18 protein-coding genes and 4 pseudogenes are annotated in these 22534 nt (G+C 37.6%); 16 read left to right on the forward strand and 6 right to left on the reverse strand.

The window, feature by feature from the left end:
• Positions 1-718: 718 nt before the first annotated feature.
• Together QNM18_RS27285 and QNM18_RS00010 are read left to right on the forward strand one after the other, a co-directional pair.
• On the forward strand, positions 719-955 hold the full coding sequence (locus QNM18_RS27285; RefSeq protein ID WP_417714766.1) for a DDE-type integrase/transposase/recombinase: 237 nt from the start codon (positions 719-721) through the stop codon (positions 953-955).
• A 1185-nt stretch (positions 956-2140) separates the two neighbouring features.
• Positions 2141-3004 (forward strand): hypothetical protein, encoded by an 864-nt coding sequence (locus QNM18_RS00010; protein WP_284135923.1) that lies wholly within the window; start codon positions 2141-2143, stop codon positions 3002-3004.
• Positions 3005-3199: 195 nt separating this feature from the next.
• Here QNM18_RS00010 and QNM18_RS00015 read toward each other — a convergent pair.
• Positions 3200-3397: pseudogene (locus QNM18_RS00015) on the reverse strand (transposase); the annotation flags it as partial.
• Between the two features lie 96 nt (positions 3398-3493).
• Between QNM18_RS00015 and QNM18_RS00020 the strand changes: the two are divergent.
• From QNM18_RS00020 to QNM18_RS00065, 10 genes and pseudogenes are all read left to right on the forward strand, one after another.
• Positions 3494-3724 (forward strand): hypothetical protein, encoded by a 231-nt coding sequence (locus QNM18_RS00020; RefSeq protein ID WP_284135924.1) that lies wholly within the window; start codon positions 3494-3496, stop codon positions 3722-3724.
• A 130-nt stretch (positions 3725-3854) separates the two neighbouring features.
• Entirely contained in the window at positions 3855-4409 is a 555-nt protein-coding gene (locus QNM18_RS00025; protein WP_284135925.1) for a hypothetical protein, read from the forward strand.
• Positions 4410-5298: 889 nt separating this feature from the next.
• Positions 5299-5910, forward strand: a complete 612-nt coding sequence (locus QNM18_RS00030; RefSeq protein ID WP_284135926.1) for a hypothetical protein — start codon at positions 5299-5301, stop codon at positions 5908-5910.
• A 329-nt stretch (positions 5911-6239) separates the two neighbouring features.
• Positions 6240-7250, forward strand: coding sequence for a M12 family metallo-peptidase (locus QNM18_RS00035; RefSeq protein ID WP_284135927.1), 1011 nt, complete (start codon positions 6240-6242; stop codon positions 7248-7250).
• A gap of 167 nt (positions 7251-7417) precedes the next feature.
• Positions 7418-7498: pseudogene (locus QNM18_RS00040) on the forward strand (Type I secretion system protein TolC); the annotation flags it as partial.
• 402 nt (positions 7499-7900) lie between these two features.
• Positions 7901-8263, forward strand: coding sequence for a hypothetical protein (locus QNM18_RS00045; protein WP_284135928.1), 363 nt, complete (start codon positions 7901-7903; stop codon positions 8261-8263).
• Between the two features lie 384 nt (positions 8264-8647).
• Positions 8648-8836, forward strand: a complete 189-nt coding sequence (locus QNM18_RS00050) for a hypothetical protein (RefSeq protein ID WP_284135929.1) — start codon at positions 8648-8650, stop codon at positions 8834-8836.
• Positions 8837-9760: 924 nt separating this feature from the next.
• A complete protein-coding gene (locus QNM18_RS00055; RefSeq protein ID WP_284135930.1) occupies positions 9761-10063 on the forward strand; it encodes a hypothetical protein in 303 nt (100 codons plus the stop codon).
• A 1-nt stretch (position 10064) separates the two neighbouring features.
• On the forward strand, positions 10065-10613 hold the full coding sequence (locus QNM18_RS00060; RefSeq protein ID WP_284135931.1) for a hypothetical protein: 549 nt from the start codon (positions 10065-10067) through the stop codon (positions 10611-10613).
• 714 nt (positions 10614-11327) lie between these two features.
• Positions 11328-11552: pseudogene (locus QNM18_RS00065) on the forward strand (integrase core domain-containing protein); the annotation flags it as partial.
• Positions 11553-11562: 10 nt separating this feature from the next.
• On the opposite strand, the pseudogene QNM18_RS00070 reads toward QNM18_RS00065, so the two are convergent.
• Positions 11563-12841 (reverse strand): annotated as a pseudogene (locus QNM18_RS00070) (ISNCY family transposase); the annotation flags it as partial.
• Positions 12842-13407: 566 nt separating this feature from the next.
• A complete protein-coding gene (locus tag QNM18_RS00075; RefSeq protein WP_211010007.1) occupies positions 13408-13584 on the reverse strand; it encodes a hypothetical protein in 177 nt (58 codons plus the stop codon).
• Between the two features lie 501 nt (positions 13585-14085).
• On the opposite strand from QNM18_RS00075, the gene QNM18_RS00080 reads away from it, so the two are divergent.
• On the forward strand, positions 14086-14313 hold the full coding sequence (locus tag QNM18_RS00080) for a hypothetical protein (protein ID WP_211010006.1): 228 nt from the start codon (positions 14086-14088) through the stop codon (positions 14311-14313).
• A gap of 1021 nt (positions 14314-15334) precedes the next feature.
• On the forward strand, positions 15335-15565 hold the full coding sequence (locus QNM18_RS00085) for a hypothetical protein (RefSeq protein WP_211010005.1): 231 nt from the start codon (positions 15335-15337) through the stop codon (positions 15563-15565).
• Positions 15566-16139: 574 nt separating this feature from the next.
• Here the strand turns inward: QNM18_RS00085 and QNM18_RS00090 are convergent.
• Positions 16140-17078: a hypothetical protein gene (locus tag QNM18_RS00090; protein ID WP_284135932.1), complete on the reverse strand. Its 939-nt coding sequence runs from the start codon at positions 17076-17078 to the stop codon at positions 16140-16142.
• A 295-nt stretch (positions 17079-17373) separates the two neighbouring features.
• Here QNM18_RS00090 and QNM18_RS00095 point away from each other — a divergent pair, with 295 nt between their 5' ends.
• Positions 17374-18063, forward strand: coding sequence for an SEL1-like repeat protein (locus QNM18_RS00095; RefSeq protein ID WP_284135933.1), 690 nt, complete (start codon positions 17374-17376; stop codon positions 18061-18063).
• 230 nt (positions 18064-18293) lie between these two features.
• Here QNM18_RS00095 and QNM18_RS00100 read toward each other — a convergent pair whose 3' ends face one another.
• Together QNM18_RS00100 and QNM18_RS00105 are read right to left on the reverse strand one after the other, a co-directional pair.
• The gene (locus tag QNM18_RS00100) at positions 18294-19130 is read right to left on the reverse strand and encodes a hypothetical protein (protein ID WP_284135934.1); all 837 of its coding nucleotides are present in this window, start codon (positions 19128-19130) and stop codon (positions 18294-18296) included.
• Between the two features lie 610 nt (positions 19131-19740).
• Entirely contained in the window at positions 19741-20001 is a 261-nt protein-coding gene (locus tag QNM18_RS00105) for a hypothetical protein (RefSeq protein WP_284135935.1), read from the reverse strand.
• 360 nt (positions 20002-20361) lie between these two features.
• On the opposite strand from QNM18_RS00105, the gene QNM18_RS00110 reads away from it, so the two are divergent.
• A complete protein-coding gene (locus QNM18_RS00110) occupies positions 20362-22521 on the forward strand; it encodes an alkaline phosphatase family protein (RefSeq protein ID WP_284135936.1) in 2160 nt (719 codons plus the stop codon).
• Positions 22522-22534 lie beyond the last annotated feature (13 nt).

Consider the following 22534-nt stretch of genomic DNA (forward strand, 5'->3'; position numbering starts at 1 on the left):
AGGAGTTGGTTAGTAAAAAGTAATTTTATCCTTGCTTATCAATCTAGACTCTTCTTGTTTAATAAAATGAATATATTCCTAAATTATATTTATTTCTACCATAAGGCGGATTTTAATCCCGTTGCTCAGAAACCCTTAGGCTGGAGATACATTTCTACAATTCAATTCTAACTTTAAAAAAGAAATGAAAGAAAAGTGCCTGTCCTATTTTTTTTTGCTATTTTTTTGTTTCTTTCAGTTCAAGCTGCTTTTGCTATCGAAATTGGCGACGGTATCAAGAGGGGACACATCAAAATTGGGTAGTTCATAATTTTGATCCTCAAGCTCAATCCTATACATGGGCAATAGAATTTTTTATGGAAACACGAGATAAGATAACTAATGATGAGCTAGGTACCTAACGCAAAAAAGTTTTTGTTTTCACAATGTAGTCAAATTAAAAAAATGAATTTTAAATGTTATTTTGATGATTCTTTGTTAGCACCTGTCGAGCTGCATCCTAGGTGGGGCATGCCGAAGCAGTTTAAACGACTTAGGCATCACACAAGTTAAAGTATGGAATGAAAAGCGCGTTGAGCGAGTATATAACATGCTTAAACTTAACTTTAGACGAAAAGGGAAACGCCGTCTTCCAACACGCGCACCGAGCAAACATAATGACTCGTGGTCGGTGGATGTTATGAGCGATGCGCTTAATTTCTGACATCGCTTTAGAACACTGAATGTGCTGGGTGATTACAACCGCCAAGCATTAGCAATAGAGGTCGATACAAGCCTGACTGCTGAACGAGTTATTCGAGTGTTGAAAAGGGTCATTGCATGGCACGGAAAACCAAAACAAATTCGAGTGGATAATGGCCCTGAATTTACATCGAGAGCTCTGGAAAATTGGGCTGCTGACAAATACATAAAACTTGAGTTTATTAAACTAGATAGTCCATTTCAGAATGGTTAGATATTTAGAAAGAAAGTGCCTGTCCAATTTCTTCTGCCAAAGTGTTTAAAGGCTCGGTGAGCAGGCCAGATGTTAAGCAAAAGTACTGTGAACACTTAAAATTAAAACGACGAGCCAACTTGGCTCAGTGTAGTGAATTACTAGCTTAGCCTTTAATATGCATTAACACACCAACTTTAATGTAGCTTTTTAAAGTTACGTGGATAGCCATCTCTGAAATCCTGCCACAAGCGTAAATTCGAGAAAATTTCCTGCGTAAAAAAGTAAATGTGGGGTTGCTGAACCGTGTGTTTCTGTTTTAACACTCACTGAAATATGGTTATGGTATAAATATAAATGGGTGTCATGGTTAGTGTGGTAGGCTCTTCTCTCCAAGTATCTCATACATAGGAAGTGAATTTTCGGTAGATAAAATGTTAGATAGCTATTTAGGTCGTTAGATGAATAAAAATTGTAATAATTGTGGAAGTGATCTTGGGTGGCATTCCGCCTTTGCAACTATTTCATTTCCTTGTAGATGTAATAATTGTAACTCACTTAACTATCGTCGATTTCTGATTAGTAAGTGGGTTATTGGAATATTAATATTTTTTATTCCGATTGGACTGGTTCTTATAGCTACAGAAATCTTTAGTTTATCTATAATGCTGTGGGGTTCTATAACGATTTATATTTTTTCGTTCTTTACAGAGCTATTGTTATATAAGTTTACTTCTGTAAGCGAGGTTGAGCGGAAAAATATTTTTTATTTGAAAAATAAAAATAAAATTTTCGCTTTAGTTTCGCTTGCTTTGTTTGTTGTATTAGCGAGTGTGTTGTAGAAAATATAAAAGAAATATATGAAGAAATATAGGTGGTACCCATTCCAATTTGGTAATAGTTTAAGAAGCCGTCTATGCTTTAATGACTGTTAAAGCATGGATGGATTTTTTATGGCAATTGCAAGGAAGAGGCAAGTTAGCTTGGTGGATACCAAGTATTGAAATATATGAAAATATAATTAACATAAATGGAGTTTTTATATATTTCATATTTAGTGTTCGTGTGGGTAATTAAATTAATTAAAATTATTTGTGCGGAATGGGCTTCTCAACTTTGATGCGTTTTACAATAAGCTGTTGCATAATATTTTAAAAATATATATGGAACCCCTTTTTATACTTTAGAAGAGTTGGAGCATTGCAAATGATAAGTATGCGAGATGAATATAAAATTATAGGTGGCTCGCTTGCAACCTTGGGAGAGTTGTATCATACAAGAAGTATGATGTTAACGGATGTTGGTTTGAGTAGTGCAAATATACTAATTAAACTGACTAATAGCTCTACTTACTTTCATGACCAAGATGAGCAAGAGTTAAAAGGAATTGAAGAGGAAATAAGTAAAGAAAAAATATCAAAGGGGGGGTATTGTTCAGAAAGCCTGAGTAACTTAAAAATAGAAGCTTCAGAAGCTTATGAAAGAACGGGGAAAATATGGGCTAGCTACGTTTGCAATTACCATAGAAATATTGAATTTGCTCGTTGTAATAAATCAGATGGCTTTAAGGAGTTCTTATCAACAGTCAACAGCAAAATTGCTCAAAGTAAAATTAACGACTATGAGACTAAACCTCCTATTATAGAGTCTCTCTTAGAAGGAGTGTATTTAAAAAAGGGCGATGTTATTGAGCTTATAAGTAAAGAAGTTTCTTATCATGGCTTTTCTCTTAATAGAAATATCAGTAATAGAAAAATTAAAATATGGACTAAATCTATAGGTGCTAAATACCAGGTTGGTTTAGGGTTAGATTCAGAAGCTTTAAGAGGTTGCTCTAAAGGCAGTTTAGAATTCTTTTACCTTATTGGGCTAACTGATATGTTTGGCTCTTCAAAATTTAACCCTCGTAATTTTTACGTGACACTTCCTGAAGATTGGTTTCCTATTGCTCGATTCCCATTTCCGAATGTGTATAAGAATTTTGAAACAAAAGAGGAGTTGGCTGTAGGGGTGGTAGCTTCGTTATTCATGTTTAATAAATACTTTGAGTTGGTCGAAAGTAAGTTATGAAATAGTTAAAATTAGAGAAATATAGATGCTTATATGGAGGCTCCATTTATGTCAAGTTGTGCAAATCTATCGGGGCTGTTTTTACTGCCTCGTTATCGTTGTTTTATTCCCTACTAGACGCATTTTGATGATTGAACACATGCAATAAAGCGTTGTTCTGACATATATCTGGGCTTAATGCAAGAAAGAACAGGTTAGCTTGCGATTTTCATCTTCATGCTCTTTTAAACGCTTCACATCAGAGGCTTCCATCCCACCATATTTAGAACGCCACTTATAAAATGTACTTTGACCAACACCATGTTTGCGGCATATTTCTGGTACAGGCATACCCGATTCAGCTTCTTTGATCATGCCGACTATCTGTGTTTCGGTGAACTTACTTTTTCGCATCGTAAAATTTCCTTCTTATATTGATAGAAATTCTACTTATGAACTGTTTCAGTTTATGGGGGAGTTACAGACGCTCCAGAGCGAACACTTGTTGCTATGGTATCGCCAGAATCAGGTTTTAGACAATCCGAAAGTGATGTAACACCGCTAATTACGCCAGATCCAAACTCTAGCGCTGCTGGTCTTGGACAAGTTACGCGGTATACAGCTGGTCTTTATGAAGAAAGTTACGATAGACTGCTTCATTATTGGGAATATAACCTAGAGGTTTCAGTAAAGGTTTTTGCCGCGGATATCATCACTCTTGGAATCGTTCAGACGATTTGAGATTAAGAGTTGTTAAAGCGTATGGCATCTATCCTGATGGCTATTTTCCAAAGAGGATGCCATCTTACAACTCAAACAGAGGTTATTAAAACTCCTCATGGGAAACGCGTTTTTTATCGAGGTATGATTAATGAAAGTAATACTAGTTATATTTTTATCATTTTTTTCAATAGCTGCTTGTGCCAACTCTTTAAAGCTATCTTCAATAGATAATTATAGAGTTAAACATGGGTTGAGCAGCTCCGAGGGAGGGGTATTTCTTAACTCTTACTTCTTACCTGACAAGAAGTTTAAAATAAAGAAGGTTTATTATCGGAGTGGGAAGTTTACTGAAAGTAAAGTTGATCTATCTCATTTGGATACTAAAGCCATAAGAAGCAAACATGTTGCAGCTATGAATGAAGTTTTAGAAAAAGTATTGAATTTCAAGGAAAGTGTGAAGTTGGGTGGTGATTATGTTCTATGGAGAAGTTTTCATAATGGTAACTACAAAATATCATTAAACTTCAGCTTTGGCATGATTTCATCATTGCTCATTATTAATAATGAAAGCTATGAGTTCGAAGGAGGGGTTGTAGACAATATTTATGAGTTTGAGGATGATACCATTGTTGTTTCCTTATTATATTGTGGCGCTACATCTTGTTCTTCAGAATTAAAGTCGTTTAAAAAGAGAGCAGAATAGATGACATCCATCCCAATTTGGGAATAGTTGAAGAAGCCGTCTATGCTTTAATGAATGTTAAAATATGGATGGTTTTTTCTTGGCAATTGTAAGGGCGAGGCAAGTTAGTTTGGTAACAAAATATAAATGACATATATAGACACTCCATTTATGCCAAGTTAAGTTACCTAAAATGGTGGGAAGCAGGTAGGAAAGACACAGAGAGTGGGAAGCTATCTAAGCCTTTAAATTACTGCCCATATCTTTGATAAAAGGATATCTATGTTAGTTAACTTATTAAGAATAAAGTATAAACTGATGTTCAATTTTTTTGTTCTCGCAATTTTATTCTATTCTACAGAACACTGTTGGTCATTGCATGATATGGGGCCTTCAGGTGCCAACTTTGGTTGCATGGCTTCAGTTATATATGTAGGAGGGCCAATAACTCTTGTAAGTATTATTTTTAACTTATTTTGGGGAATGGAAATTTCAAAAAAATGGAATGGGGACTCTTTCAGTTTACGAGTATTTATAGCCAATCTAATCTTGTACTTAATTTATATTACGCTGATTTACTTATTTTAAAAATTGGCCCTTGGCAATGGTACTTTAAACTCTTGAACTTACTGTGACTTTTCATATAAGGTTGCGTTTTGCTGATTTTTTGGTCAGGTAGGTTTAGCCAAAAAGGAATAGAACAGTCATTAGCAAGTGACAATATAGGGCACAACTGACAGTTTGGAAAATGTTGTATTTTTAAAACTATGACTTAAAGGAAGTGGTTCTCTGTAAGGTTTTGCTCTGATAGAGTATAAGAGGGTACTATCTTGATTTTTTCTATGTTCCTATATAAATGGAGGGAGACTATGCCTTTGAATATAACTAGATGCCTGACGACAGGCAATTAATGAAAGCTATTTATATTTTACCTTTGATTTTTATGTCATCATCAAATGCAGGTACTATACCAGCCATTTATGAATGTGTTGGTGGTTACAAGTTACCAAATAAAAAGGTGGAAAAAGGGTTTTGTGATAAAGTTTTAGGCTTTGAGTCAGAACACGAAAAAGTGAGATTTATTGAAGAAATAGCATTGCGCGCAGACCTTAGCAATGTTTCTTGCGGTGAAGAAGTTGAAAAATTTATTTACCCTATTCTGTACAGGTTAATGGCAGAATCAGTCGAAATAGAAAGCTTTAATCGTTTAAATAAAAAGTCAGGCGGGTATGTAAATTACGTTGTAGATTATTACGGTAGAAATGTAACTCCAGCAGGAGTTGCTGCACTATGTGGGTATGATGATAATTTAGAGAAGCTGATTTCGATCGGGGGGGTCCCTCAAGCAAAAATTATTCTTGAAGTTCATGATATATCTGGACGTCATACTAGGAGTTTTTCGCTTTCTGAAGCTATGGATTTTAACGAGCCAATAAAATCTAGATATGAAACGCTTAACTCTGAGGAACACAGCACTGTGTATGACAATATAGTTAAGAGCATAGCAAGATTTAGAAAATAAACTCAGGAATATAAATGACATGTATGGATACTTCATTTATGTGACATAAATATATAAAAGACACCCAATCCAAAGCTCCAGCACGTGCTGGGGCTTTTCTATTCTGGTCGCGTTTCGCCGATTTTTGGTCACGCCTATTTAAAATATAAATGGGTGTCATGGTTAATACGTTAAGCCTCAGCAGTAGCCGACGCTTTTTTGTGTTTGGTTGCGTTTTACCGATTTTCTGGTCACACCCATTTGACCTTTATGGTAGTATTGCCCACTTGACAAAAACATAATAAAAACAAAAAATAAACATTTTACAAACACAGTTTTAAGGAAAGAACGTGAAATATACAACGCTAGGCTTAACCTTTTTCTCGTTAAATCTCTTTGCTTCAGAACCTGGTACTATAGACCTGAATGCAGACTCAATTCATACGCGTGATAACTTTAACTTGCATCATTTTATTCAATCAGGAGATGCTGAAGTCGATATCATAGCTGTTTTTGAATCTTCGGCAGCCGATTGGGCCCATAGAAAAATGTCAAAAGGGAGCAAAGTAAAATCCGTTAAAAGCTTCATTGATGATCGAGTAAATGGAGCTGTAGCAGCGCCTTTTAAAGGTATTAAATTGTCAGGAGGCGGCACCATAAAGATTAACTTTGTAGAAACCGTTATTTTAGAAGAAGACTTTTCTTCCGAAACTCACAAAAGCCTCCACAAAAAAATTAAAAGTAGTGATGATTGGATAATCAGACTTGGTGCAATACGAGAAGAGCATAAAGCTGATCTTGTAGCTATCTTCAAGCAACCAAACTCAAGTGATGATGCCGCTGGTAAGGCTGCATATGTTAGAAAAATTACAGACCACAGTGCTTATAAAACTTATGGCTTTTTCTCTGTAAACGTAGATAGAGCATATAAAGAAAGCTATTACATGACAACTACACACGAGCTTGGACATATTTTAGGTGCAGGTCACAATATTGCTGCTTTGATAGATAGCAATGGAAACCCAAAAAGAAAGGACGAAAAAGCGCCTTATAATCAGGGTTATGGGGTTGCCTATAACCTTTCTGAGTACGGAGAAACTAAGCCGTATGCAGCCTCAATAATGTCATATACATTTCATAATGGAAAAAACCAATGTGATTTAGAACAAAGAGTAAATGATCACGAGTATGATAAAACAGGAGATTGGGGAGAATTACCACTGACAAGATTCCACAAGTCTTGTCGGAGAGTTCCATATTTTAGCGATGGTGGGGTTTCGTTGGGAAGGGGGTTATCTTATCCAACTAACAACGCGTCAGCTATTGCTGATTCAGCCAGAGCAGTAGCGGGATACTATTAACCTCTGGACTTCAGTTAAAGTAAAAGAAGGGTGCTTGCATTGCCCCCTTCTAGTCAATTTAGTTAAATACAGATGGCACCCATTTCAATTTGGGGCCGCCGAAGCCGTCTATATTTATAGTTTAGGTGGCTTTCTTACTGGCCATTGCAAGGTAGAGATAAGTTAGCTTGGTGGATACCAAGTATTACCATTGCATTTCTCGGCGTGTAAGGCACGCACTTTTATGTGGAGAAGATAAAGCAACAGGTTAGTCATATGAACACCGAACAACATATAAAAATACCTTATACAAAACTTCTATGTTTACAGTACGTGATTTTGAGCTAAATCGCCTTATAAATAGGTGGCATTGCAATATTATCAAAGCAATAATTCGGTTAAATATAGGTGACGGCCATTCTAATTTTTTGACTTTGGTAAGAAAAAAATGCAATGCCTGATGATGTCGGGCTAAGTGCTGGCATTATAGAATGACGCTGAATGGATCGCGTTAGTATGTACCTATTGTTAAAGATTAAGTTAAGAACTTTGGTATTTGCAAGAAAGCTAGTATATATAGGTGGGATATTTTAACTTTGGTGGGTGCTTTGGTTGTTTTTTATCCTTTGTGTTGTGGAATATAAATGAAAAGTTCAAAGGAGTTGTAGGGGTTGAAAAATATTCTATTTGTTTTTGTTATTTGTTTGGCATCTTGCAGTCAAAAAGAAAAGATAGTCTTAAGTGATGGTTATAAAACCGTGAGAATGTATGGCGATGCGCGTTCTATTGTTAGGCCTAATAATTCGATATTAGTTATGCCGAATGTTGTAAATGCAATTGAAAAAGAAGGCTATATTATCGGTTATCGAGAAGTGGCAGTGCCAAAAGCTGAATTGCCTTTTGGTATAGAAGATCAGAGTTATGGGTATTTTATTTATTTTAAGAGTGGTAATAGACTTAATGTGGGGCTAAGTAAGGCAGAGTTAATGTCATACTTTGAAAAATATAAATTGGACATTGATTTGGATTTTTAATGGTGTAAAAATCGTCTACTCTTTAATAGCTATTAAATTATGGATGGCTTTTTATAGTAATAGCAAAGAGTAGACTAGTTAGTTTGGTTGATACCAAGTAAAATAGTTGCTTTTCACTTAAAATGTAGCCAATTAAAAGTTATGCAGTTAGTTTTTCCTGAAATTTTTCCCCCAAGTGCAAGTTTGAACAATTCGCTATCTCAAAAATTAAGTAAAGGGTTGTTTAATCTTTAGTTTTTATTTTGGCATCAAGCTTGATTTGAATTATGGCGGGAATGGGTATCATCACATAATTAGGTCTCATTGTGATATAAATGAATCTGGATGCCTTTCGAAGAACCTAATAATTTAGATTGCTTATAGTTACTAAACATAAGAGGTAATATGGAAAATATTGAAACTATATGTAAATTACTTGAGGGTTTATCAAGGAAATACCCTGACATGCGTTTTGGCCAACTCGTAACGAACGTTTCTTATTGGGCAAACGGTCCAACATCTTCAGCTGCATGGGATGTTACTGATGAAGATTGGATAGCGGCGGCAAAAGGCAATTTAGAGAAAAATAATTAAGGAAAGTAAAATGAGACACGCACATATTTGCTCCCTAGCATAGCTGGAAAAGGGGGCAGTCGCACGAGTGTTTAGCCTAATCCGAAGGTATTTACCTAAGTTCAATGACTTTTCGATGATAACAGATAAACAAATAAAAGAAATAGTGCATAAAATATGAATGACACCCTATCTAATTTGGGGGTAGTGTAAGAAGCTGGCGATGCTTTAATGACTGTTAAAGTACGGATGATGGTAATTGCAAGGAAGAGACAGACTCTCTTGGATGATGCAAAGTACTATCACTGCATTTGACGATTTATAAGACAAGCATTTTTATGCAGAGAGGATAAAACAACGGGCAAGTCTTATTGAGTTGAAGCACTTATCTTTTCTTAATTTCATCGCAATAATTTACAAGCTAGGCGATTGTTCATGCCTAAAACTCGCCATAAGCGCAAAATCGAGAAAATTTCCTGTATAAAAAATAAATATGGGGTTGTTGATTTATTTGCATCTGTTTTTAAACTAACCCGAGTCGAATTATAGTGTAAAAAGGTGTCATCTTAATCTTAATTACTTGTAAAGCTATAAAAAGCCGTATTATTGGTTCGGCAACTGTTGACGCAGCAGTGTCAGCGGTTACAGGGGGGGAATTTGCTGATATTGCTATGATGGTTACCTTTTGAGCGGCGTTGATGGCTGATTGGAGTAAAGTGAAAGTGACATATATGAGTTGACCTCACCACGCTCTGAAAGCGGAGAGTTTGCAAGAATGCACTGTTGTCCTCGGCAATAACAAAATATAGAGAATGTCATAATGTCCATTGATGTGACAATTAGTGCTAGGCCTGAGATTAATCCAGCTGATTTACTAAGTTATGTGAATCTATAGACCAGCAATGGGGTGGTATTTAGGGCAGTATAGATGAAGGAGTATTGGTATTGAGCGTTAACTTGAAAAACTTAGAATCTGGTGGAGATATTAAGGTGTCGCCTTGCGATAAGTGTGGATATAAACTGGTCAATGTTGGACTTTCTATAATACAAGGAATGGCTATCAAAGGTGGAAGCGAAATGTGGTACCACAAAGGGTATGGTGGTAAAAATACAGTTGGGCATGAAGTTGCGCACTTGTTAGGTTTTGATCATATTGGTAGGGATCAACTAATGTCTGTCGGAAGTAGAGTGGGGAGATCACTAAGCCCTGTTACTCTAAATGTTAAGAAGTTGATTGAGATGTACTAAAATGAATAAACTGTATTCGACTATATTAGTTCTATGTTCATTTTTTTCCTATGCAAAATGTATTGCAAAAGAAGAATATTATAGTCATGAAACCCCTCCTTTACACACGTTGGACGGAGGGTGTATTGGAGGTGAATTTGAAAAAATAAAAAGTAAGCTTAGCTTTCAAAGAAAGCTGTTTCCAATAAAAGTATGTAGTAGAAAGCACAATCTACCTATTAAAGAAAAGTTTATTGAGTTTGACAGTTCTGTGAAGGAAAGCGAGATTAAATATATAACCAATCTTTTGCAACAAATAGGTATTGTAAATAAATCATATGGTTATCAGAGTGATGTTTTTATTTTTGAATTACTCTTTAAAAGAGAACATGATTTTGAACATGGTAATTCTGAGGGAAGTTTAATTAATATTTCAGTGCATGAAAGGTGGGGTAGTAAAAAAAGAGTGCTTATCCAGTATGAAAGAAAATCTAAAAATATACTTATTGAGCTATTGGTGAATGGTTTAAAAGTAGAAGAACTATCATTTAACCAATTAATGATAAATTAGATATGTGGTATCACGATAAGAGTCATCGACTCCTTAAGGGGGGAGGAAAAGCTGGAGAAACTGGAGAAACTACATTTTTGTTGGTGGGCTATAGCACTATCCGCATGTAGTCGTGTTCAGTCAGAAGTTGTACCTCAAAGCTCTTTGGCTTGGCCTAAAGGTGTTGAGAAATTCAAAGGTTTCTTTGGAAAAAGGGTAATAAAGTAGTATGAAATTTGAACTTGCATATTTAATTTTGACTATAGCGCTTTCACTTGATTTGATATCTTGTTATTACTCAATAAAAAGGTTTAAAAGTAAAAAGGGAGCTTCCAGCATTCCATTTTTGACATTTATATCAGTATTGATACTGTATGTTGTTTTTGTAGATTCATATATTCTGTCTTTTGGGTTGGATTTAACTTTTTATTTTATGATTCATGTTCTTGTTTTGCTATTTATTCCGCTAATTTTTAGGAGAATAATTAAAAATATAGGTGATCCCCATTCTAATTTGAAGAAATAAAAGAGATCCAATATAAAGCCCCAGCGCATCTGCTGGTTTTTTCTATTTCTGGTCACGTTTCGCCGATTTTTTGGTCACGCCTATTTTACCTGTGTGGTCGCATCTATCGACTTTCTAGTCCAAGTGGAGTGCTATATACACTTGTAAATATCGCTCGATAGTAAAACCAAATAGCAAAATAGCAAATAGGACAGGCACAAATTCTTTAGCCTGGCAAACCACAACAAAACGGGTTTGTTGAGCGCTTCAACGGTTCATTTAGGCGAGAATTTTTGGATGCTTACTTGTTTGAGTCACTCAATCAAGTGAAAGAAATGGTGTGGTTCTGGCGATTGGATTACAACGAAGAACGCACACATGAAAGTCTTGGTAATCTGCCGCCCGCTGCTTACCGAGCTAAATTAGAAAGCTCTAATTTACAGGTGTCTCATTAACGGGGAAGTGGACAATTCCACCTTGCTTTATCAGCTTACGATGGCGGTAAATAGTATCGCGGGAGACACTACTTAGGCGGGAAGCTTCTGCCACATTTCCTAGCTTGTCAGCTAGATAGAGCCAATACATCAAGCTTCTTCTGGGTCTCTTGGTCTTCAGAGGATGGCTTATCAGGTTCCCTGACTTCGTTTACCTGCAGTTTTCGCCCAGCGAAGTACGCATCGAACCGCTTATTTTTACCCGTACGAATTTCAATTTTCTGGTTAGCGATTGAGTGCTTAAGCGGTGAGTCGATGAAGTAGAGTTTTCTCCTGAAGCTAAACGTATGGTCGTTGCGGATCTTCCGGTAGACCTTGGTGATGCAGATATCATCAAGATTGATGTCGCGTGATACAGGCGTATATTCGGTGTTTGATGTTCTGGATTTTACCATCAGGTTTTTACGCCAAAACTGCGGGATGAAGACGTGTTGGAGGTAGCTATTAGCGCCCGTCATATCAGTAATATTGTTGAGTCGTAACTCTGGTATCAACCTGTCTTGCAGAGTATCGAAGGCGCGTTCAATACGACCTTTTCCTTGAGGAGAGCTGGCAAAGATGATTTTAATTCCTAACTCCTCACAGGCCCGTTGCATCTGGGAGAAATTGCAACGTTTAGGGACACCGAAGATGCCAGCTCTATCAACATACAGCGTTTTAAACACGCCGTATTTCTCAACAACTGAGCGCATAACTTTCATACACCCTTCAGTCGTTTCTGACGGGAAGAATTCTGCATGGATATCACTGTTTGCATCATCAATCATAGCGATTAAGCACGACTTTTTATCACCGAACCAGCGATGTGTACTGCCGTCCATTTGCAGCATTAGCCCTAGTGCTTCCATCCGCTCTCTGCGCTTGTAGACACGGCTACGCCTACGCTTGGCTCGTTTTACATGATGGATATCATGTGCCCACTTACGCAGTGTCTCGCGCTTAACAACTATGTGCTCGTGAGCCTCAAGCATCTCGGCGAGGTGCAACAGGTTCAGATCATAATACTTCTCGCGGATCAGCGACTGAACTTGCTGCTTAAGCCTATCTGGAGTTTTATTAATTGGCTCACTGCCTGTATTCCCGTGAACAAAGAATTGTAGACCTTGGCTTCGGTAACGCTGCAAATAACGTTCAATAGTACGCCTGGATTTATTGAGGAGCTTAGCGGCATTGGCTATCGTAATTTTACGCTCTGCCACTTTAGCAATGATATCAACTGTTAATTGAGCTTTGGAATTCAAAACAATCACCCTTAGCGCTCCTCAAATGCTTATACAAAACATTCAAAGAACACGGTTAAAGATAACCGCCAATTTCCCTTGGTAATTAGCGACTACGACAGAATCGCGTGGTAATTAAAGTACGACAAAATCGCTTGGTGTTAACAACACCATTTGAATTAGTTCAGACAAGGTCTGACATTTCGATTAGAAAAATTGAGAGTTACCCGTTTTGATACAGGTGTCTCATTAACGGGGATGTGGACATAGTTAAGTTTATAAATTTGTTTCCGCTTTAGATAACTCCAATTTGTGAGGATACACAATTTTAATCTTTTACGCGCCTTTACTTAACATTCTGGCTTGCTTTGGAATTTAACTGCTAAAAAAATAGAAGACAGCAATTTCAATCTAAGTAGCTTCTTCTTAATGGACACCTCGAGTCTCAATAACGGATTTCCGTTAAGCATTATTATGAGGTGTCCAACTAAACCAGAATCAAAACCCTTTGCAACTCGATTAGCTGTTCACTAAACAGTTGCGATCTGTAGGCCTAAATGGGCTGTGATACCGAGTGGGGTGGCAAATTTACCAGATCAGCAAAATCGGCCGAATCCGCTTGGGTTACAGGTTTGTTGTGGTGCTCCCGGAGGGCCTATGTGGCTATGGCATGTCCAGGTTCCACCTCCAGCAACAGCCGGCGTATTGTTACCTTGTAAAACCTGTTTTTCAGACAGCGATTTGAGCTTTTTACTACTTAATTTTAATTTCATTATTTTTATCCTTAATTTAATTCGACGTACCGTAAGTACCCAATAACCATAAACTGTTTGAAGATGCATTGTCAAACATTGGATACAATATACAAAAAGTGGTTGCTTAGGTGCTACTGACCATTACTACTAACGTGAGACATGTTTAATTGGAGTTAGTATCTAGCTCTTGTTATCAACCAATTAAAGAAGAATAGCAGGATATTCATTTTAATTAATGAGTAATTAAAATTGCAGAAGATTGCATAGTGGCAGTTATGTGACAGTGCTGAGTTTTATAGAAGAAACGCTGAAATCGATGTCAGGAATTATGTGACCAAAGTAGATTTTATCTTAGGTTTAAACTTTGAAGGCAAAGATAAGGCCAAAAAGAGTGCAATACTCTAAGTTGGCAAATTAAAAACGAAAAAAAATATAAACTTATTAATAAAATGACAACAATGGTTGCAAGTTAAAATGAATCGAGTAATAATGGTGTTGCATTTCAATTAAGGAATTATTATGAAACTTAATATACAAAAGAAAAAACTAAAACAATTATCAAAGGACAGCAATACAATTAGCCCTGCTATGACGCCAAAAATCGGTGGTGGTGTATTAGAGCCAGATACTGATCGTTGTCAAACACACAGATACTTTTGTGGTGATTACACTATGAGATGTTCTGGCGGCGGTGGTTCAGTGTCTGATGGTCACCCGACTACAATGGCATTGACTTGCCCTTGCTAAAATAGCCTACAGTATTACTGTAAGTTAATTGTGTGGAGCAATTTAAACTTGCTCCACCATGTGTTACGAAATTGTTTATAAATCAACCATTGCGAAAAAGTTTATATTTTAGCCAAAAAATTCTGTACACCTATTTTTTACATAAGCGCAGCGAAGATAGTGAATAAATAATATGGTAAGTTCTTTTTAATTTAGATAACTGTTACAACTGTATCGTATTTTTTCAAGAGTACGAATCCCCCTTCTTTTGAACATTGCAGGTCAATTCTCCTCAAGAAAGTTTTTAGTTAAAAAGTTACTAAAGAATGTCGTTCTCATTCAGTAATAAGCAATAGTTCAGGGGTTTTGACGCCTTAAAATTCAAGAAAATAGACTTGTTTCTCTTTCTCGTATCTACATCCCGATCACGTTCACCCTTTCTGTACTGTTACCTTTAAAAAGTCGCCTTCACTTTAATCTTATTTCAGTATTCGTGACACCTTAGCTATATTCAAATTGAAAAGATTGTTAGACCTGTTCAAAAGAGTAGTTAACGACAATTATAAGAGAGAACTGGATCAACCCTTCTTTAATTACCTCAGTATTGAGGCTATTTCATTTTTGCTCTTAGAGGAGTGAAACGGGTACCAGATTGACTGATACTTAGTGATTGGAGCATCTTTCAAGGTGAATACTCATAACTTTCGTTATTTACACCTTCAGTTTGGCGCATTGACGCATATTTTGGAGGGGCTATCTCATTGCCTGAATAAATCTTAGACAAGAAAGTGTTTTAATTTACTGTTTAGAGAGTAAAGGGTCTAACGTTAATGCGTTTATATCTTTAGTTATTGTTTTTATTTGATTTATTTGATTTTTAGTTGGGTTTTAGAATGGTATCTTCGTTAATTTCATTAATAAGTAAAAACATTGGACATATTTATTTTTGTTGCTATGATTAATTTTCACCCAATGTGTGGGTGGTTTTTGTTCGTTAAGAGTGCTTGATTCGAGTTCAATTAAATTAAATAAAGGAATAACCATGAAAAGAACAGTTTTATCTAAAGTTACGTTAACTAGCCTTGCTGTATTATTTTCAGCCAGTGTTTTTGCTGGGACTTCTACCTGGATAGGATATGCTAAAGATGCTGCTGATGCAGCAAATCGAGCGCGAACAGCTAACCCAAATTCCTGGGTGCATAGTTGTAAAAACGTTGGTGAAGCAGCTCCTTGGCTTTATACTTGCACTGTGGTTAGTCGTAATTACAACTAGACCTGCTTGTGAGCTTTGCCGTATCTAAAAATTAAGATATGGTACGAAGTCTTGTTTAGGAGCCAGCAAGCAGTACCAACGTATTTAACGAAGATACATGTAAATACTTGTGTTATGTCAAGCTAAGTAGCTATATCGGGGCAGTTTTTACTGCCTCATTATTATTTATTCCTATAGCCGTATTTCGATGACTAATCACTTGTGATCACAGGTTGCTCGGACATATAACCGGGAATAACGGGTAATCAGTTCCCTAAATCGCTTTGCGTCTAGACCCTTTTTTTAGCAACTATGGATTTGAGCTTGCTACGCAGTACAACATCTAGCCGGGTTCAATGCCTTTGTCATGACCAAACTTTCGAATCAACAAACTGAATTACTTGATATGTGTTGTTTGACGTTTTGGTGGGTATGGGTTGGAAGATATTAAGAAGCTAGGATGTGAACAAAGCCTAACTTCTTAAAGGTTATTCAATTTTAATCGTCTGTTCTGTTGCCTCTACTAATATCATAAAAGCTTGAATTGGACGTCCTATGCGCTATTTGGCATGTTGAATAACAACATGCGCATGCGTTAGTTTATGAATTTAAAGTCATCGAATGACATTACTAACTCTTCATCAGAAGTATCTATGCCGTGGCCATAAATACCCGCTTTGAAGTTGTGTTTGCCGTTCGCTGCGCGAGTGGGCAAATGATGAAATAATTGGCCATCTTTAGAGAAGTGTGTCCAAGTGCCACCTTCTGGCTTTATTGCTGCTGAAAACTCTCCGTTTTGCTCACTCCAAAGTACATGTGAATACGCAACATACCAACGTCCGACTTCAATAGGGATGATGGTATCAGCAGACCAAGAAGCGATGCTGTTTCCTTTGTTGTCGCATATGCCTGAGTAATGGATTTTATTGCTTGGCTTAGCACAATGCACTTTATGCTGTAGTGATATTGCAGGTCGTTCATTTGCTTGCGGGTATCTGGCAATAACAAAGCTCATCATAGGTGCAACAGGGTAAGCTGCATTTGATGGCGGACCATATTGCATAAGAGTTGAATAACAAATTGATGGCGAGTTCGGTGCTTTTACTCTGCATCCTTTGTTCCAAATTCTGTCTACTTTAAAGCGAAATGTAATTTGTGTTCGCTGTCCGTCGATATTAAGGTAATCTGGGTGAGTGTCATATCTATCTGGGGAATAGAACAGTTCCGCTCTATGGCAATTAATACCATAATTCTTACACTTTGATTCTTCTGCGTGATGACTATAGATCTTTGCGTACCAGTTATTGGTATTTGCATCATACTCTCGTGTTACAAGACCACCATAGTTGTAAATTGTGTTTGGATTGTATCCTGTTTCATAATCTTGTACTTTCCAAGGGCTATGTTGCACGTTTGGTGATCTTACCTTGTCAAAAGGCGAATCAAAGCCACCGTTTTTAAATGGGATATCTGACGCGTAGCTCGTAAAAGCCAATGCTGAGCTAGCCGTTATCATAAAAATCATTCTAAGCATTATTTTAAAATTCCTGTTCGCAATTGGTTATCCATTAATCAGTGGAATGTTATCGTAACATTCTGAGAAAGTGAATCAATGTGAGGTATATGTAAACTCTTTTTATTCTTAGGCAATAAACTTTTATTGAAGGGCAGTAAGCAAAGACTTCTTATCAAAAAAAACTTAAAATCTGTTTGGTAAAGTGGCGGAGTTAATGCTTTCTTAATCCAAAGGTATGGAAAACGCAATTCATTTGTGTATTACATAGATAAACCAAAGAATGAATTAGCCTAGTTTGATTTAGGAATAAGTAATGAAGTTTATAATTTTATTGATTTTAATTGTGACAACATCTGTGAATGCACAGGAAAAAGATCTTGCAGAAGAATATTATAAAATCGCAGATCAGTATTATAAGCAAAAAGGAAGTAAAGATTTCTCGCCAAAAAAAGCTTACAACCTGTTCCTTAAAGGAGCTGAGTTAGGGCATATCCCCTCCAAAAATATGGCATATGTTGTATTCAATGTTTATCCAAAAACGTTGTTACCGCATATGGAAGAAGCAGTTCATCACCTTGTCGATGCGGCGAAAGCAAATAGCAAACAGGCTCAGTTTAATGTAGGTATGATTTTGACTCAGGGCAGTTATATGGAGAAAAATGTCAATTTGGCCAATAAATGGCTTTATAGTTCAGCTTTGCTAGGTCTCAAGATTGCACATGTTTACCACGGAATAAATTTGGTCAATCAGTATATGCCACAAAAAGATGAGTTAAAGCTCTCTAAAGAAGAGTATGACGTTGTTGTAGGGGAGTTAAGGCACGCAATAGAATTAAAAAATGTGGAAGGCATTGTGCAGCTGGCTCGCTTTGAGTTTGTAGAAACGGGCAACCTTGAAGAGGTAAGAAGGCTTACACAGTTAGCTTTGGATATAGGAGGAGAGGACGCACTTGCTCTTTTAAAAAGTACTGAGTTTTGGGACGTTATCAACGAAGACAAATAGGGGGTGTTAACATTGATATGACCTTAATAAGCATTTGGCTTATGCATATGTTTGATTGTTCCACAGTATTCTCATTGATAGTCAGTGTTCTTTTAATCTAGTAAACCTATGTAGTGGTTATACAAAGTCAACTATCGGGCTAAAAGCTGAGTCAATCGCTCTTGACTCAGCATAAAGGCAACTCTTTTATCTCTTTTACTGCTGTTCTTAGAATTGCTTGAATGAAGTGTTTACTTATAAAGCTCTAGCTCGCCTAAGCTAAGATAATTACCTTGGTCATTTGAGACATCGAGACGATAAAACTGGTAATGTGCCTTTGACTCTAGACAATATTCCGACATCGCTGGGAAATCTGGCTTATCTCCTGATCCAATAGGTGCCCAAACTTGCTTATCGTTACTGCCGTATAGCTTCCAGCTTGTGGTGACCCAAGTTGTGGCAGAATTATAACCTTGTGCCAGTGCGATTTTAGATACTGCTTCTGCCTGTGGCAATGTAACGTAAATAGACTCTTGTTTTTCTTTGGAGAACCAAACATGACTGTAGCTATAAACCACAACGCCGTCACTGAGGTTACTAATATTCCCATGGCTGGTTGTTGCGACTTCAAAAGAACTGATATTGACCTTTTCATCTGCCAATTGGCAAGCGCGGTTAGGAACCGTACCATCACCTATGGTTAATTCAAAGTCGCCGCTTTGTTCAGTAGTATCTACCCAATGCCCATACCAACCATTGAAGTCTAGTGAAGGAGTACCATAATAAGTGGCTTTAACGCCGCTTTCATTAACCACATCAAAAGTAATGTATTTGGTACTGTCAGCGGTATTAATTTGAGGCTGAGTATGGTGAATCTGGTTTCCAGAAATAATACTGCCTTGACTGTCGGTGGCAATAAAATACGTGCCTCGGAAATCGGGTGTAAATGTTGTTAACTTGTCCTGCGTCAGCACATTATCCCTGATACTGTCTTGTTTTAAGAACAACTCACTACTTTGCGCAGATACAGAGCAAGTAACGAGCACCAGAGTGCTCAAAAAAAGGTTTGGCTTATTATTGGTAAACATATTAACTCCTTAAAATTATCCTTGTTTACAGGTTCAATTATATGAGAACCCCATGTGTATTAAAAAGGGTTTTCAGTTGCTTTTATTTTAAATCTAAGGTGGTAAGGTGTAATTTAACCTCCATGTTAAGGTCGGTTTAGGAAATAAATATTATCGTTAGATAAAAACTAAACCGTTTTCTTTGTGATGCGCTCAATTTTCCTCAAGTTGAGCGCGGCTATACTTAAAAGTACTTTTTTTATATGCGAGCTCACGTAGGGATTATTTTTAATTTGGAAAGGAAGGGGGTATTACTTGATTTCTCGATGAATTGTCTTATTGTCACTCAAGTAGGTGGACCATACACTGTGTTTTTAAGTAGTGAATTGACATTAAATCTTTGTATTTAAGTCGCTAACCCCATCAAAAAGGTTCAACTATCACTCGTTTTTCACTTTCTAACCGCCACATAGGCTTTGTTTTTGTGACTAAGGGAGATTTCTAAACTCTAATTTTTATTGGAATTTAGAAATCATAATTTGATGCGTTTAGATTTTACCCTAGTGATTAATCATTAAGGTAAACACCAACTATATTACCAAATGGATTGCTTGCACTATTTACACATTTGTCAGAATTTTACTCTGACCTTTTTTCCTGTGGTTTGTGCAGTAAGTAGCACTGAGAAAATTGCATCATATTTCTTATGTGATGGACTCAAGTAGTAAACAGAGGTAGAACAACCTGTTGCTGGTAACTGAACATACGTATCTCCGTTACTGTTGACAATATGTAGGTTTACCGGCACAGCAGCAGTCGTTGTACCCGGAGTGCTCATACCTGCATAGCTAAAGCCTGATGCTAATAATAGAGGTAAAAGTAGCTTTTTCATTTTAGTCCTTACTTATAAATTTGTCCTGATTATAGGTGCATTACCGTTATAGTCACGTAAAATAATTAAAATTATCGGGATATTTTAATCAAGACCTTTATTTAACCATTTTATGGCAACTTAAATACAAGAGTCGAAGGCTTTAAATGGAAAACATCAGGCCGCATTTTTATAGCACCGTCATCCAAGCATGTGTGCTCTTCAAATTTCTTCTGAAAGCATCGAAAGTATATAGTACTAACTACCCTGCGAGTTTTACTAATTCATCCCACTGTCATTTCCAAATAACGATTTTGCAATACATTTCACGTAAATTCTGGACTAGACCAGATTGGGTCTTTATTAGAAAGGAAATTTACAATGACGATAAAAGACAAATGCGGTAGGGGCGTGATAGGCGCCAAGAAAACCGTAGCAAATTTATGTGTAGGGCTATTTGGGGCAATGCTCAGTGGACAGGTGTTGGCGAGTTCTCACTCATTATTAATAGCCATTGATGGACTCCGGGGTGATGGTATAGAAAACGCAAGTACACCAAACCTAGACAAGTTAATTGCCGGTACGTGGGCTGAGGGCTATCAAGGTGCTTTCGCATTTTATGCGCAAACCATGAAAGACGCTGCGCCAAATAGTGGCCCCAACCACGTTGGTATCATGACCGGCGTGACAGCTAAAAAAAGTGGTGTTACCGGTAATTCTGACGTCCATACGGGCAGATATGCACAATATCCACATTATCAAAGCCTGTTAGAACGCCACAGTGCCAGCCTCAATACTGCTTATTTAGTTACCTGGTCTACAGATATGCAAATAGCAAACGAAGCAGATCTAAAAATTGACTCCAATGACGCTGGAAACGTCAATAATGCTTTGAAAATAATCAATGGTACCTATGAGTCTAACAACTGGCCTAAAGGCACTAGACCAGATTCCATTTTCCTATTTTTAGACGATGTAGACGGGGCTGGGCACGCATGTTGTTTTACTGCATCGGATACAGGCTACGTGGACGAGATTGCAGATGTTGATCGTCAAATAGGGATTTTGTTGGATGCTATAAAAGCTCGCCCGAATTTTGCAGAAGAGGATTGGCAGATTGTCATGACTTCAGATCACGGTGGCCGAGGATCTTCCCACGGTATTCATGCAGCAGACAATTACACAATCCCATTTTTAGTGGCATCAAAAACCGCAAAGCAAGGCTACCTGAGCGGAATACCGAAAAACTATGATGCCGCTCCAACTGTGCTTGCGCATCATGGTCTGTCAGTGCCAAGCAATATGGATGGCGAGGTTAGGGGTCACAGCGTGCAAGCACAAGCACCTGAGAACATTGAGACCGACTTAATTACATATTTACCGTTTGATGGCAACTATGAGGATAAATCAGGGAATCATGTTCATGCAAAAGTGGGCGGTGGCAGCCCTGAAATTAATTCGGGCGGCAAGTTTGGCCAATTCGTGGCCATTAATGGCTCGCAAGAGTACTTGTCTTTAGGCAGCCCAGCTGAAATGGACTTTGCATCTGCACGCGATTTTACCTTGATGACTTGGTATCGAGTTAGTGGAGATCAGCAAGGTGATCCAGTGATCGTCGGTAATAAGAATTGGGATAGTGGCAGTAATCGAGGCACATTGTTACTTGCCAACGAAGGGAATGGTGATGATGTAGGGATAAATATCGCTTCAACGTCGGCTGATCGAAAAGATATTGATCCCATTGACTATACCTTCAATGGTTGGTGGTTATTGGTAGCCACGTTTGACCGTGATGGCAGCGCAACCTTGTACGCAGGGAGCCCGACTGGGCAACTAAATATTATATCAGGCAGCATTGAAGATGTAGGCGACATTAGCTCTTCCCTCGATTGGAATATAGGACAAGATGGAACTGGTACTTACAAATATAATTTGAAGGCGGATTTGGATGATTTTGCAGTTTGGGGACGTGCCCTGACACTGGATGAAGTGCGTGCGCTGTACAATGGCGGCAGCGGTACAGAAATCAACAAAATTTTGAACAATGCGCCGACGCGTTATTTAAATTCGAACTCTTCAGTGACAGAAGGTCAGGATTATCAAGTCATAATCACGGCGGTTGCAAACGGACAAACTTGTGGCCTAGAGTGGGATGCAACATTAAGAAGCCGCGAGCGCAACGCGAAGTGGGATTGCGCTGGGCGAGCTGATCCGTTGACATTTCAAGTGAATAAAGTCACAACATCAGGGTCTGTAAAAAAAGTGTCAGGCTATTTGGTTGCTCAAGGTGGTAAAGGTGCACTAGAGTGGGATGCAGATAGTGTATCGAATGAACGAAATGCAAAGTTTGACGAAGGAACAAGTGGAGACTATCTCACAGTGACACTCCAGCCCAATGAAAATGAGACCAAGATTTCAGCTATCGCCTACGGTCGCGAGTGCGGTCTTGAGTGGGATGCAAAGCTGTCTGGTGGTGAGCGTAATGCGAAGTGGGATTGCCACCCACGCAGTGATTCAGTGAGAATTCAATTGATTGATTAACATTGAAATCGAT

This window comes from Pseudoalteromonas obscura, from assembly GCF_030135505.1.
GTDB lineage: Bacteria > Pseudomonadota > Gammaproteobacteria > Enterobacterales > Alteromonadaceae > Pseudoalteromonas > Pseudoalteromonas obscura.